Here is a 14,176-nt window from a genome sequence, read left to right on the forward strand (position 1 = left end):
ATCTATAAATTTGGAATGTAGTCAGCACCGCATAAGCTATACATTTCTTTACGTTTACCCCCTTGATATCTGTTTTTTTGGACATATTATGTCATTAGGGTAAGACAGATGACACAAGGGTGTCTAACAGGAGCTTAAATGAAGCGTATTTTTTTATTGATTGCGACCAACATGGCAATTTTGCTAGTTGCTTCAATTGTGATGTCAATTCTTGGGGTGAACACCTCAACCATGAGCGGTTTGCTGGTATTTGCTGCCATCTTTGGTTTCGGTGGCGCCTTCATTAGTTTAGCTATCTCAAAGTGGATGGCAAAGAAGACCATGGGTTGTGAAGTGATCACCACACCACGTGACAACACTGAGCGTTGGTTACTTGAAACCGTAGCACGTCAGGCGGATCAAGCCGGGATTAAGATGCCAGAAGTGGCTATCTACCAATCTCCTGAATTGAATGCTTTCGCAACGGGTCCGAGCAAAGATAATTCATTAGTTGCTGTGAGCAGTGGTTTACTTTACGGCATGACTCAGGATGAAATTGAAGGTGTTTTAGCCCATGAAGTGAGCCACGTCGCTAACGGCGATATGGTTACCTTGACGCTGATCCAAGGTGTCGTGAATACCTTTGTGATTTTTGCGGCGCGCGTAGTGGCTGGTATCATTAACAATTTTGTTGCTAGTAATGATGAAGAAGGCGAAGGCTTAGGTATGTTTGCCTATATGGCTGTCGTATTTGTGCTTGACATGCTGTTTGGTATTTTAGCGTCGATGATCGTGGCTTACTTTTCTCGTATTCGTGAATTTAAGGCCGATGAAGGCGGTGCAAAACTAGCGGGTAAGCATAAGATGATTGCGGCCTTAGACAGATTGCGCCAAGGCCCTGAAACGGGTGCAATGCCAGCGCAAATGGCTGCATTTGGTATTAATGGTAAAAAGTCGATGGCAGAACTAATGATGAGCCATCCACCACTCGAAAAACGTATTGCAGCACTTAGATCGCAATAAGATTAAGTGAGAGATAAAAGGGAGCTTCGGCTCCCTTTTTTGTATGTGACTTTATGTGAGCGGAAAGGGCTGTTTGCAACTTGTTATAACGTCTTAGTATTAAAGATATTTTAGGGGGATTAATTTTCAATTAAGCAACTGAAATTTAATTTTGGCGCTAAATTTTGTGACGTAGATCAATATTATAATTTTCCTAAATGGTTCAAATTTGTTATTTGATTTAGCTCACATTTAGACTAAAAATCAAATGCTAACCTAAAAAATAGAAAAGTTGCTAATTTGTATAACCTTCGCTATTTTTAATGGAGTTGTGCAAATAAGACGCAGGCAAGATGAGGACAACATAAAACTTCACTATGCCAACCACTAAGAGGATATATATTGTGAGCAAAAAAATATTAAGTGCGTTATTTGGTGCTGGTTTAGCAGCGTTGGCATTATCTCCCGTTGCCATGGCTGATCCACAAGAATTAGCAGAAATGCATGCTGAGATGGGTAGTGGTTGTGAAACTTGTCATGCCGATGGCGAGCCTTCAGCAGATGGTGCACATGAGTTTGAACAGTGCCAAAGCTGTCACGGTTCATTAGCCGAAATGGATGCAGTGCATCAGCCACATGATGGTAATTTGATGTGTGCTGACTGTCATGCGCCACATGATTCAAATGTGGGTGACAAGCCAACTTGTGATAGCTGCCACGATGATGGTCGTACCGCAGAGTCTATCTTGAAATAAGCATTTTGCTTAATTGATTGTTTAAAATGCCAGCATCGTGCTGGCATTTTTGTTTTCTACTTGCAGGTATCAACCATCTTATACCAATCAAAGTAAATTAGTGATCAGCCCGTTTGTAACAGAAAAGGGCGCAGGAAAAATTGTCGAGAACAAGGCGTAAATTGCAGTCACTAGTTATGCTAATTACGAAATTTACAACAGGGTTATCGGCGGTTTTAACTAGCAAGCATGATCAGATAATTACTGCGATTGGTATTAGCTTTAACTCTTGGGTTGAAATCACATGTCATTACAAGCCAAGATGTAAAATTCCCTCTTGGCATTTTTCTTTACATACTCAGTATTTATTCAACTTTGTGATGATATTCTAGTAGGAAAGTATTAGTTGTCGGTCTTGATTAGATACTTTGTCTAATAACAGTTAATACTCTTTGGCGATGAAGAATATGCTGGTTGCTTTGATACTAAACGCTACTGGTTTTACTTCGACTTTCAACAAGGATGTGGTTGATGCCATTAAACATCGGCTTTTCAGTGGCACTATTACAGGGCTTGCTGCGTTTATTCATTTTGCCGCTGTTAGCAACTATTTCGGTGCTATTCGCTTCAGTCGTATTCGCCGGTGATCTCAGTGAATTCGATGAGCTTCAAGGTGCAAATAATCTAGGTTTAATTCAACAGCAGGGTGATTGGTTAGATGCCGATGTTGAGCAGCTGGGCATATCAAACCATGCCAAGGTTGCACAATTTGGGGTTGATATACAGTTAGAGGTTCGTCAGCTCGGTGAAAACAATAAGATTATTTCGCTGCAAACCGGCGCGGCAATTGAAGCGAGCTTATTGCAACAAGGGTTTAATAACTTTATTGTTTCTTCTCAAACAGGAAGCTTACTAAGCTTAGAGGTGGAGCAGCAGGGGGTAGACAATAAAGCTTATATATTTCAAACCGGTTATGAGAATACCGTATCTATCTATCAGAATGGTTCGGGGCATGGTGTTGTGGTTGGCCAATGGGGAGCGTTACAAAACACTAGGGTGACTCAAGGATATACCGAATAAACTTGAATAAAAATTTTGGCTCATTGTGCTGTTTAAGTGGGTTTTATTAGGGCTATCAGCTGTTAACTGGTTATTATTTGTTTTTTTATTGGTATGATGGATTCGACCTAAATGGATCTCAGCTAACGAATAGCAACATGGAGTAAGCAGGATGTTTAAAGTAATTAACTGGGTAGTCGTTTCTCGCTCGCAGCTGTTAACCGACTTGATGGAAACCCGTTGGCCACAAGAGTTTTTGGTTAAATTAGCGAAGGTTAGTCCCGAATCACTAGAAGCGACGATGAATGAAAGCGCGTTTTCTCTGGTTGTGATCGATTTATCCACAGTTGATGTTCAACGTGCTTATCAGCTACAACGACAGATTGAAAAGCGTCATTCTGCCCGAGTGGTTTTTATCAATTATCCCAAGCAGATCGATGCAAGATTTCTTATTTCTCCCATAACTGCAGCAATTTTTTATCTGGATGCGAATTTAGAGCAAGTTGGCAAGGCGTTAATTAACGTGCTTCACGGGCAGACGATTATTCCTGCTGAATTGTCTACAAATGTCGATCAAGAGCAAAATGATGGTGCCGATAACCTGACAATCCGCGAACGTGAAGTGTTACAAGCCTTATTAACTGGCAGCACCAATATCGATATCGCCAATCAACTTTTTGTCAGTGAAAGCACCATTAAAACTCATTTATATCGTGTGTTTAGAAAGATAGGTGTTTGCAGTCGTGGTCAAGCGATCGCTTGGGCACAGACACATCTACACGAGGTTCAACAGTGAAGTCTCACTGCCGTTATCTTTTGATAATGGCGCTGGTGTTTTCTGGGGGGGGACAAAGTAATCCCCTTGATACGAGTCAGCAGGAGATCGCAGCACAAAATACCAGTGATGCGACTCCAAAAGTAGAATCCGATCTGATTGATGGCTTAATCCTCAATCGGGCGATGACACGGCTTGGCCATCGATTTTATCGGGAATTTGTTGCTGCTTATCGAGATATTGGTGGCACAACTGATCACTCTGGATTAACCGTGTTGGAGCGGGCTACTGCTCGAAATGGTAGTAAAATAAGTATCTTGCATAACCGCAGACCTATATTTATTACCATAGTATCACCTGCAAACCGCTACATAGATAAACAAGCTAAAGCTGCAGCATCTAGGGTGGATAGACTAGTGCAGCAAAGCCAACAACAGGCAAGTTGGGCTCAATGGTTAGATCCTGATCTTGCTGCGGATGAGTTTTAATAGGGATGTTATATGAACAGGCAATTAAAGGGCCTTGCATTAGGTATCGTCGTTGCGGGCTTTAGTCTGCAAATTAGTGCAACTCAACTGATATACACACCAGTTAACCCCAATTTTGGCGGTAGTTACCTTAACGGTTCTTATCTTCTCGCTAATGCTTCAGCGCAAAATAAGCACACCAGTGGCTCAAGTTATACAGCTCCGACTGCACTCGAGCGAATGGCAAGTTCCCTCGAGTCTCGTTTAATGAGCCAGTTGTTTAACGACGCCGCCAATGGGGGCGAAGGTTATCTGAAAACTACAGACTTTGAGATCCAGGTGGTTAATGAAGATGGCATGTTATTGGTGCATATCACTGACTTGCTTACAGGTGAAACTACTGTCATCGAAGTGGGTGGTGTTACTGATGCTAGTGCAATAGGTGGTTAGTGATGAAACAGTTAATTACCGCTGTGCTACTTGTTTGCCTGGTCGGCTGCTCAGCAACTGATGAGCTTGATAATGTTGATGCATCGACCAGCTTGATGCCAAAAGGTGAGACTTACTACGATCTGATAAACTTACCTTCTCCTCGCGGGGAAATGGTGGCAGCAGTGTATGATTTCAGGGATCAAACTGGCCAGTATAAACCGGTACCATCAAGTAACTTCTCTACCGCAGTGCCTCAAAGTGGTACCGCATTCTTAGCTCAAGCCTTGAATGACTCTCGCTGGTTTATTCCCGTAGAGCGGGAAGGTTTGCAGAACTTATTGACCGAGCGAAAAATCGTTCGCGCTGGCTTAAAAGGCGATGCCAGCCAGTTGCCGCAATTGAATTCAGCGCAAATATTAATGGAAGGTGGCATCGTGGCCTATGATACGAATATTCGCACCGGAGGTGCTGGCGCTCGATATCTGGGGATTGGTGCCTCAACCCAATTTAGGGTCGATTCGGTGACGGTAAATTTAAGGGCGGTGGATATCAGAACTGGGCGGCTATTGAGCAGCGTTACCACGACTAAATCCATTATTTCGAAAGAGATTTCGGCTGGTGTGTTTAAGTTTATTGATGCTCAGGAGTTGCTGGAGTCGGAATTGGGTTATACCTCAAATGAACCTGTAAGTCTGTGTGTCGCTTCGGCAATTGAGAGCGCGGTGATTCACATGATTGCCGACGGGATCTGGAAAGGTGCATGGAATCTTGCCGATCAGGGTTCGGGTTTAAAAAACCCTGTATTACAAAAGTATTGGTTAGAGGCGCATCCTAGAGCCCGAGTAAGTGAAAAAATCAAACAAGGTTAAGTGTTTTTCGTCATTTTTCCGATATAGTGCTAATGACTAAATGCTTAACTAAGTTTGGTGAGTTATACCGACTCAGTGGAAATTTTGGCTTGAGATTAGCAATAAATCATGTTGCCAAGCTTTAGCTGAAACTCTGAGGCTAATGGCTTTAATTGATTGATAGATCACAAATGATCAAATTGTGAGTATACTGTCATCATCAGTATTTCCGAGAGGATCCTAAGATGGCAGAAGAGACAATTTTTAGTAAAATTATTCGACGTGAAATTCCAGCCGATATTCTGTATCAGGATGAATTAGTCACTGCCTTCCGTGATATCGCACCTAAAGCTCCGACACATATTTTGATTATTCCTAATCATCTTATTCCTACCGTTAACGACGTAAAATCATCGGATGAAAAAGCGCTTGGTCGTATGATCACTGTCGCAGCGAAACTGGCCGATGAAGCGGGAATTGCCGACGATGGTTATCGTTTGATCATTAACTGCAACAAGCATGGTGGCCAAGAGGTTTATCACATTCATATGCACCTTTTAGGTGGCCAATTTATTGGTCCACTTGTGACACCGAGCTAAGTGAGTCCGTTTTAAGATGAAAATTAATCCCGAATTTTTCCCGTTAACCGATTTAGCGACACGCTTTGTTGGCCAATTAGCCCAATGTCGTCGCTTGAAACTAGGTGTATTGGAAGCTAGCGAACATCATGTATTGATTGAGCTGCCTTATAGTACCGAATTGATAGGTTATCCTGAAACCGGCGTTATTCATGGTGGGGTGATAACCACTTTGATGGATACTGCCTGTGGCAGCGCCGTAGTTTGCAGTATTTTTGATAAATATAAGTCACTCGAACTTTCTCCAACTTTGGATTTACGAGTCGATTATATGAAGCCTGCTGAGCCGAATAAAAGCGTGTTTGGTTTTGCTGAGTGTTATCGTTTGTCTTCTAGTGTGGCATTTACTCGCGCCATTGCTTATCAAGACTCTATCGATGATCCTATTGCTCATGCCGTTGGCTCATTTATGCGGATCAGCCCAGAAATGGTAGGTGAGACATTTAGACGAGCATTGATGGGAGAGAGCGAATGAGTCAACAAGTGACTGACGAAATGAACGTCAAAGCGATCCTGAAAAAAGCTACCGAACTTAACGATTTCAGCGACCTTCTAGCGCACGTACCTTATGCTAAATTTATTGGTATGGAAGTGGTGCGTTTTGGTGATGAACTGGTATTTCAGTTACCAGCCAAAGATGAAAATATCGGTAATCCGACCCTGCCGGCTATTCATGGTGGTGTGATTGCAGGCTTTATGGAAATGTCGGCTATTGTGCAATTAATGGTGTTTATGCAAACTACTAAAGTTCCCAAAATTGTCGATTTTTCAATTGATTATTTAAGAGCTGGTTATCATAGAGATAGTTTTGCAGAGTGTAAAATAACTCGTCAAGGTCGACGGGTTGCCAATGTGAATATCAATTGTTGGCAGACCAATCGAAAATCGCTTATTGCTACGGCGCGAGCTCATTTTCTGATTGAATAGTGTCGTTAAGTGTCTGCATAAAGGAGATAATGAAGATGAAATACCTTGTTATATTATTGCTACTAGGCTTGAGTGCCTGTGCTCATAACACTGCAGGCATTATGGCAAGCTCGACCGGCGAGCAGCGAATTGATAACAGTTCATTTGCCAGCGATGTTATTGTTGAACGGGTATTTATTCGCTCCAATGCTGATCGATTGACCGCAGCTGGTATTATCCGTAGTCAGGTTTCAACCGATACCCATTTGCAGTATAAGTTTACTTGGTATGACGTTAATGGCTTAACTATCGAAGATGAAGGCATGAGCTGGAAGGCGTTAAAGCTTCATGGCATGCAACAGATGCAAGTTAATTCTGTGTCACCAACCAGCCAAGCAGTTCGCTGCGAACTTTATGTCAGAAAAGTCTTTTCTAACTGATTAATATCCAGAAAAATGATTAACCAAATGCCAGCAATATGCTGGCATTTTTTATTGGGTTAAATTTTAGTCGTACAATTTTATAAAAAGTTGTCAACAAATTGTATTAGTCATGTATAATCGGCCTCGCCAAGGGGTGTTAGTCGTTACCAAACAGGTAGTTGGCTCACTGAGATGTCGTTAGACAAACCCTTAGAACCTGATCCGGCTAATACCGGCGTAGGAATGGTCCATCACAATAAAATTTGACTGTGCTGTCGTTCACGCTTCCTTAAGTGCCGGATCTCAAAACTATATTTGAGGTCCTATGATTACAACAAAATCCCTATCTCCTATTGCGTTGGCTGTTTGTGCTGCGCTGACTCACACTTCACTGTTGGCCAATGATAAAACGCGGATAGACAATGAGATTCCTACTGCAGATGAAAAAATGGAAGTGGTAGTTGTCACATCCGATTTTCGTCAATCCGCTATCGATAAGATGCCATCGAGTATTACCGTTATCGATCAACAACAGATTGAAGATGAAGGTGCACAACACTTCGAAGATGTGCTTAACTCAATTGCCAATTTCAACTGGTCTGGCGGCAGTTCACGAGCGAAATACTTTCAAATTCGCGGCGTAGGTGAACAGGAAGAATATCAAGGTGCACCTAATTCATCAGTGGGTTATATCATCGACGATATCGACCTTTCTGGCTTAGGGATGATCTCCAGCATGTACGACTTACAACAAGTCGAGGTGCTTCGTGGACCACAGGGCACACGCTATGGGGCGAACGCACTAGCAGGCTTAATTTATCTAAAGAGTAATGACCCTACGGCCACATTTGAACATGGCGCAGAAGTCTCGCTAGGTGATGATCAACTACGCACCATTAGTGGCTTCAGCTCGGGTCCTATTAGCGATACATTGTTGTATCGTGTTTCGCTACAGCAGCATCAGCAAAATGGTTATCGTGACAACCTCTATTTAGACCGAGATGATACCAATGGCCGTGATGAATTGACTGGGCGAATCAAGTTGCGCTGGTATGCGACTGATTCTCTGTCTATCGATTTCAATTTGTTACATGCTAATTTTGATAATGGTTACGATGCGTGGACTCTGGATAACAATGGTTTTGATACCCTGACAGATATTCCGGGGGTCGATACGCAGCGCACTACAGGTGGCTCTATTAAATTTACCTACTCAGGTGCAGAGCAGTTTGAACTGGTGTCTTTAACGTCATTGGCCCAAACCTCTACCCATTATGGTTATGATGGCGACTGGGCAAATCCTGATTATTGGGCTGCCAAAAGCTGTTATGGTGCGCCTTGTGAGTATGATTATACTTGGGACAAGTTAGGCGATAGGCAAACCCTTTCGCAAGAGTTTCGCCTAAGCTCGACCGAGGCTGGACGTATTTTCAATGGCAGTACAGACTGGCTGGTAGGCCTATATGCTATGAGGCTGGATGAAGATAATCACACTACCGAGTTTTACAATGGTTGGGTCGATGAGTTAACAGCTGAATACAATGCGACTAATTTAGCGGCATTCGCTCAGTTAGACAGCGACCTTGGTTCAGGTTATAGCCTATCTGTCGGCGCACGTATTGAGCGTAGAGAAAGTGAATATCTAGATAGTGTGGGCGATGGCTTTGCCCCTTCAGAAAATATGTGGGGTGGTCATGTCGCGTTAAGTAAGGCATTAAATCCAGATCATCAAGCCTACATCCGTGTCGCTCGCGGCTATAAAGCCGGCGGATTTAACATGTCACTTCCAGCTGCGCTTGCGGATAAAAAAGAGTTCCAAACTGAAACCCTATACAACTATGAACTAGGCTTAAAGTCGAGTTGGTTACAGGGCGATGTCACGACTCATGCTTCGCTGTTTTATATGGATAGACAAGATCAGCAAGTTGCTGCGTCACAACAAAATCCTCTTGAGCCACAAAAATTTATTCTTTATACCGAGAATGCAGGTAGCTCAAACAACTATGGTGCCGAGTTTGAAGCAAATTGGTATGCCACTGATAATTTGAAGCTATACGGCACATTGGGCTGGTTAGAAACCGCTTATGGAGATTATAAGTATCTCGATAAATACGGCACGCCAGTGGATCTTAGTGGCCGAGAATTAGCTCATTCACCTAACTTTACCTATAGTGCCGGTGCCACTTATCGTACCGACAATGGTTGGTTTGCCAATTTAACAGGCAGTGGTAAAAGCGAGTTCTATTATTCAGACAGTAACGAATCTAAATCAGACCCTTATACTATCTTCAATGCGCGTATTGGCTATGAAACTGAGTTGTGGTCAGTCTATCTCTGGGGACGTAATCTGTTTGATGAAAAATATGGTGTACGCGGATTCTACTTTGGTAATGAGCCGGATATCGACTGGGCCGACAAGCAATATATTCGTTATGGAGACCCACGTCAGTTAGGCGTTACCGCCAATATCAAATTTATGTAAAGGCATTAGGCTAGCAACAGTCTGCCTAGCCTAATTTTAAAACCGATTTTTATATTTAAACCTTGGAAATAATGATGAAATTAACCGCTGAAATCAGTATGTATCCGCTAAAAGACAGTTATATTGACCCAATTGAATGGTTTATTAATCGTGTCGATAGTTACCCTAATATCGAGCGAAAGACCAATGCCATGGCAACCCAAGTTTGTGGTGAATATGCCGATGTGATGGCGATGCTTGCCACTGAAATGCAAGCGGCTCATGAAAAGTGGGGCAAGGCAGTATTCGTGGCGAAATTTATTGGTGGTGAGCTTAATTTATCCCATACCCAATAATATTTTCATCGCTAAGTTGGTTACAACCGACTTAGCGATAAATTTGCTTAGAGTTGTAGTTCAATGATGGATTTAACTAGCTCCGTAATGGGAGTAATAACAGATGCAATCGAACAAATGAGCGCCTTGACGGCTTGGGAAGCGGTGGGGGTTGTGCTGGCGATCGCCTATTTATGGTTGGCAATGAAAGGCAGTGTTTGGTGCTGGCCAGCCGCGCTGTTGAGTACCGCAATTTACACCCTGTTGTTTTGGGAAGTCTCGCTATTAATGGAGTCAGTACTGAATGTCTACTATATGCTGATGGCCGTTTATGGCTATTGGTTGTGGACTCGGGGAAGGGGCGATGACAAAGGCGTCGAAGTGATAAGCTGGTCGCTATCGCGTCATTTATTGTTGATTGCCATTTGTAGCCTTGCTTCCTTGGTGGTGGGATACTTTATGGCTAATTATACTTCCGCTTCGTATGCATACTTGGATGCGGCAACCACTTGTTTTGCGGTGATGACCACCTATCTTGTAGCGCAAAAAGTACTGGAAAACTGGCTCTACTGGGTGGTGATTGATCTTGTATCGATTTATCTCTATTTCAGTAAGGGGTTAATGTTGACCGCGATGTTATTTGTCTTATATGTCGGTATGGCCATCGGTGGATATGTGCTTTGGCGGCGTTCGATGAGAGCTCATTCCTCAACGGCTTCAGGGCAACTTTCATTTGAATAATGGCAGCCATGCTGCAAAGGAGAGCCGATAGTGAGTGATATTGCAATTGATGATCATCTGGCTCTTTCGCGGCAATTGTTGCAGTTGATACCTGATTCTGTATTGGCTTCTTTAACTAGTTTTGGCTGTGACATATCCCAAGCACTCAATGTCGTTAGTTTATCCCGAGGCTTGAGCAATCAAAACTTTCTCATCACTCAGGCTAGCGGTCAGTATGTATTGAGAGTGAATAGTCTTGCTAGCAATGCGATATGCAGCCGCAGTGCAGAAGTGGCGAATTGGCGAGCTGCTGAAAGTGGTCAACTCGCCCCAGAGTTAATGTTCGTCTCAGCGGATAGGCAATATTTTTTAAGCGAGTTTATTGTCACCGATAAAGATTGGAGCGAGCTGATGACGGCTAATAGCGCACATCCTCTGATTGACAATCATCAACACTGGGGTGGGGTTGAGGAGCAATTGCTGTCACTGCTTAATCGCCTCAGTCAACTCCCTGCTCCGGATAATCATATCAGCGCCAGCGAGCAGTGGCAGACATATCTAACCTCTCTGAGCCAATGTGCGATTAAGCATGAGCCCGATAGCCAATGGCAACAGCGTTATTTGCATTTTTTAACTCATCAAACGCGTGTTAAGCAGATCCTAGCCATGCTAGATAGTTGTATGTTGTCAGCGCAGTACTGCCACCGTGACTTAAATCCACATAATCTATTGCTTAAAGATAACCGACTCTACTGCATAGATTTCGAATATGCTTGTTTATCTCATCCACTTACAGATTTGGCGAGTGTGTTAGCGACCCATAGGTTATCGACGCCGCAGCGCCACTGGCTTATCAGTCAATATCTTTCTGGCCATCCGCATCTAACCCAAGATGCGTTAACTGCAGTGCCTGCCGCTATCGAACTTTATTGGTATTTTGCCTGCTGCTGGGGATTATTAATGGCCAGCCATGTCCAACAGAACCTGAAGGACACCGGCTTTTTGCCAATGGTGATAAAGGGGCAAACTCCAGCAAGCTATTTAGCCTGTTATGATGATTGTCTCGCGCTTCTGAGTTAGGTTTTAAGCGCTTTATTTTAATAATATCAATCGGTATTAACTCCTGTAATTAAGTAGGATTTTTCTGTTTGATTTGCTAGGCTACAAACCACTTTTTATATTTAGGAATACCCTAGTGGACGCTATTGAACTGCTGTTAACTCGTCAATCTTGCCCAAGACTTATTGCTCCGGCTCCCGATGAAGATCAACTTAACACCATTTTAAGTGCAGGGATGCGTGTTCCCGATCATGCAGGCTTGACCCCTTGGGAGTTTATTATCTCGACTGGTGATGGCTTAGAAAAGCTGGGAGAGCTGTTTGTGGCGGCAAGTAAAGCAGCCGGTGAAGATGAGACTGTGTTAGTTAAGGTCGGCAATATGCCTCTGCGAGCCCCTATGGTTATTACCGTGGTGGCTAAGGTGGTTGAGCATCCTAAAGTGCCAGTGCTAGAGCAGCATATTGCGGCGGGTTGTGCCTGTATGGCAATGCAACAAGCGGCCTTTGCATTAGGATTAGGTGGCATTTGGCGAACTGGTGGTTTAGCCTTTAATCAACAATTACATCAGGATTTAGGCTTAAGCGCAGATGATCAGATTGTTGGCTTTCTCTATTTAGGCACTCCAGCAGTGAATGCTCCGATTAAACCCCTTAAATCAGCAGATCATCTGGTGCGCTATCTGTAACTTAGATTTGTGACCTAGCTCACCCTAGACTTTGGTCGTGTTTACACCAGCTGCAGAACTGTCAAAGTGTGACAGCCGTATGATTATATGCGTCAGTTTTCACCCTTAAGTGATTTTTGTTGCTCGCCTCCCAGGCGGGCATTTTTTTGTCTGCATTTTTGTCGGCATAGGCATCACATGTGCCAAACGAGTCAGAATTATGCTTAGTTTTGCCGAACATCTAGGCTCTTTGCAGGCTGCAGCTCGCTGTTTTCATGTCGCTACAATGAATTAATGGCTGCTTCATAGGTTAATTTAATTAATTCATGTTTAATAAACTTAACTGTTATATTGATATGAATGAAAGGGTTAAGCGCCATGGAGAATTCAGTGGTTATTGCGACAACGCCACGTTTAATACTGAGATTAATGACTCTAGCCGATGCCGCTTTTATGCTCGAGTTGCTCAACAGTGATGGCTTTATTGAGCACATTGGCGATCGTCAAGTCCGCACCCTTGCAGAGGCTAAAATTTATATAGCTCAAGGCACACTACAAAGTTATCAGGTTTATGGCCATGGCATGTATGTGATGGAATTGCTACATACAGGTCAGCCGATTGGTGTGGCGGGATTAGTTAAGCGCCCTGAGCTTGAGCACACCGATTTGGGTTATGCATTATTACCATCATTTTTTCAGCAAGGTTATGCCATTGAAGCTGCCCGTGCCGTATTAGTTCACAGTGATGAACTGCGGCTAAATCCGTTAGTGGCTATTGTGGCTATGAATAACCTTCCATCAATTAATTTGCTACAAAAACTTGGTTTTACTTTTCAACATCAAGTGTCATTCAAGTCCGATGAAAAGCTGTTGCTTTTCAAAAGAGAGCTTGAATTTGCTTAGGTTTTTTTGATAGTTTGGAACTTCGGCACTTTGAAATGGCGTCTTTATCGTCGGCTTATCTTGGGTGTAATTGGTCAGAAGTTGCTGCTAGCTTCATTAATTTTTCATATTTAATTGATATAAAGCCTTGAGGGTTCCGTTGATGAGTAATGAAGCCTGTGTGGATTACCTACAGGGTAATTTAGTTGTATTAGAGCCGATGCAACTGGAACATGTTGCGGCATTGTCGGTGGCAGTGAGTGATGGCGAGTTGTGGCGCTTGTGGTATACCAAGGTGCCTCATCCTGATGAGATGAAAGCTTTTGTCGAGCAAGCCTTGGACAGCGAGCAGCGCGGTGAGTCGTTAGCCTTTGTGGTGCGAGATAAATTCTCTGGCAATATTGTTGGAACGACTCGAATTCTAAATTGGGATCAGGCTAATCGCCGACTAGAAATTGGCCATACTTGGTATGCCAAAAGCGCACAGGGAACCGGCATTAACAGTGAAACTAAATTGCTGTTACTCGGCTACGCGTTTGAAGTATTAGATGTTATGGCGGTGGAGTTTAGAACTCATTGGCATAATCAGCGCTCACGTGAGGCTATCTCTCGACTTGGGGCGAAGCAAGATGGTGTATTGCGCAACCATCGAATTCTTAAAGACGGTACCATTCGGGATACCGTGGTGTATTCGATTATTGATGCTGAATGGCCAACGGTAAAACAAAATTTAGTACATCGAATGCGTCAATTTGAGCAGCCGAGGTAAATCCGTTTTTTGTAGTAAGGTTAT

Annotated in this window: 18 protein-coding genes and 1 riboswitch; all 18 genes read left to right on the forward strand. The window is 43.2% G+C overall.

Features of this window, described 5'->3' with window-relative positions; genetic code table 11:
• Nucleotides 1–138: 138 nt before the first annotated feature.
• The 18 genes from htpX (at nt 139) to L1D21_RS05650 (ending at nt 14,152) form a co-directional block, all read left to right on the forward strand.
• Nucleotides 139–1,002: a protease HtpX gene (htpX, locus tag L1D21_RS05565; RefSeq protein WP_239844271.1), complete on the forward strand. Its 864-nt coding sequence runs from the start codon at nt 139–141 to the stop codon at nt 1,000–1,002.
• Between the two features lie 383 nt (nt 1,003–1,385).
• Nucleotides 1,386–1,736 (forward strand): cytochrome c3 family protein, encoded by a 351-nt coding sequence (locus L1D21_RS05570; protein ID WP_239844272.1) that lies wholly within the window; start codon nt 1,386–1,388, stop codon nt 1,734–1,736.
• A gap of 510 nt (nt 1,737–2,246) precedes the next feature.
• Complete coding sequence (locus L1D21_RS05575; RefSeq protein WP_239844273.1) at nt 2,247–2,795, forward strand: curlin; 549 nt, start codon at nt 2,247–2,249, stop codon at nt 2,793–2,795.
• A gap of 151 nt (nt 2,796–2,946) precedes the next feature.
• Nucleotides 2,947–3,570, forward strand: coding sequence for a response regulator transcription factor (locus L1D21_RS05580; protein WP_239844274.1), 624 nt, complete (start codon nt 2,947–2,949; stop codon nt 3,568–3,570).
• Nucleotides 3,567–4,037: a curli production assembly/transport protein CsgE gene (locus tag L1D21_RS05585; protein ID WP_239844275.1), complete on the forward strand. Its 471-nt coding sequence runs from the start codon at nt 3,567–3,569 to the stop codon at nt 4,035–4,037. Before L1D21_RS05580 ends, L1D21_RS05585 begins: the two co-directional genes overlap by 4 nt.
• 12 nt (nt 4,038–4,049) lie before the next feature.
• The gene (locus L1D21_RS05590) at nt 4,050–4,466 is read left to right on the forward strand and encodes a curli assembly protein CsgF (RefSeq protein ID WP_239844276.1); all 417 of its coding nucleotides are present in this window, start codon (nt 4,050–4,052) and stop codon (nt 4,464–4,466) included.
• Between the two features lie 2 nt (nt 4,467–4,468).
• The gene (locus L1D21_RS05595) at nt 4,469–5,317 is read left to right on the forward strand and encodes a CsgG/HfaB family protein (RefSeq protein ID WP_239844277.1); all 849 of its coding nucleotides are present in this window, start codon (nt 4,469–4,471) and stop codon (nt 5,315–5,317) included.
• A gap of 224 nt (nt 5,318–5,541) precedes the next feature.
• Nucleotides 5,542–5,895, forward strand: coding sequence for a purine nucleoside phosphoramidase (hinT, locus tag L1D21_RS05600; RefSeq protein ID WP_239844278.1), 354 nt, complete (start codon nt 5,542–5,544; stop codon nt 5,893–5,895).
• Between the two features lie 16 nt (nt 5,896–5,911).
• Nucleotides 5,912–6,409, forward strand: coding sequence for a PaaI family thioesterase (locus tag L1D21_RS05605; RefSeq protein ID WP_239844279.1), 498 nt, complete (start codon nt 5,912–5,914; stop codon nt 6,407–6,409).
• Nucleotides 6,406–6,861: a PaaI family thioesterase gene (locus L1D21_RS05610; protein WP_239844280.1), complete on the forward strand. Its 456-nt coding sequence runs from the start codon at nt 6,406–6,408 to the stop codon at nt 6,859–6,861. Before L1D21_RS05605 ends, L1D21_RS05610 begins: the two co-directional genes overlap by 4 nt.
• A gap of 29 nt (nt 6,862–6,890) precedes the next feature.
• Nucleotides 6,891–7,280: a YcfL family protein gene (locus L1D21_RS05615; RefSeq protein WP_239844281.1), complete on the forward strand. Its 390-nt coding sequence runs from the start codon at nt 6,891–6,893 to the stop codon at nt 7,278–7,280.
• 122 nt (nt 7,281–7,402) lie between these two features.
• Nucleotides 7,403–7,523: riboswitch (TPP riboswitch) on the forward strand.
• 64 nt (nt 7,524–7,587) lie between these two features.
• Complete coding sequence (locus L1D21_RS05620; protein ID WP_239844282.1) at nt 7,588–9,744, forward strand: TonB-dependent receptor; 2,157 nt, start codon at nt 7,588–7,590, stop codon at nt 9,742–9,744.
• A gap of 74 nt (nt 9,745–9,818) precedes the next feature.
• Nucleotides 9,819–10,079 carry a YkoF family thiamine/hydroxymethylpyrimidine-binding protein gene (locus L1D21_RS05625; protein WP_239844283.1) on the forward strand — a complete coding sequence of 87 codons (261 nt, stop codon included), beginning with the start codon at nt 9,819–9,821 and terminating at the stop codon, nt 10,077–10,079.
• A gap of 63 nt (nt 10,080–10,142) precedes the next feature.
• A complete protein-coding gene (gene pnuC / locus L1D21_RS05630; RefSeq protein WP_239844284.1) occupies nt 10,143–10,799 on the forward strand; it encodes a nicotinamide riboside transporter PnuC in 657 nt (218 codons plus the stop codon).
• Between the two features lie 30 nt (nt 10,800–10,829).
• Nucleotides 10,830–11,858: a phosphotransferase gene (locus tag L1D21_RS05635; RefSeq protein WP_239844285.1), complete on the forward strand. Its 1,029-nt coding sequence runs from the start codon at nt 10,830–10,832 to the stop codon at nt 11,856–11,858.
• 115 nt (nt 11,859–11,973) lie between these two features.
• The gene (locus L1D21_RS05640; RefSeq protein WP_239844286.1) at nt 11,974–12,522 is read left to right on the forward strand and encodes an NAD(P)H nitroreductase; all 549 of its coding nucleotides are present in this window, start codon (nt 11,974–11,976) and stop codon (nt 12,520–12,522) included.
• 357 nt (nt 12,523–12,879) lie between these two features.
• On the forward strand, nt 12,880–13,404 hold the full coding sequence (locus tag L1D21_RS05645) for a GNAT family N-acetyltransferase (protein ID WP_239844287.1): 525 nt from the start codon (nt 12,880–12,882) through the stop codon (nt 13,402–13,404).
• 142 nt (nt 13,405–13,546) lie between these two features.
• Entirely contained in the window at nt 13,547–14,152 is a 606-nt protein-coding gene (locus L1D21_RS05650; RefSeq protein ID WP_239844288.1) for a GNAT family protein, read from the forward strand.
• Nucleotides 14,153–14,176: the final 24 nt, after the last annotated feature.

Source organism: Shewanella sp. Isolate11 (assembly GCF_022398315.1).
Lineage (GTDB): Bacteria > Pseudomonadota > Gammaproteobacteria > Enterobacterales > Shewanellaceae > Shewanella.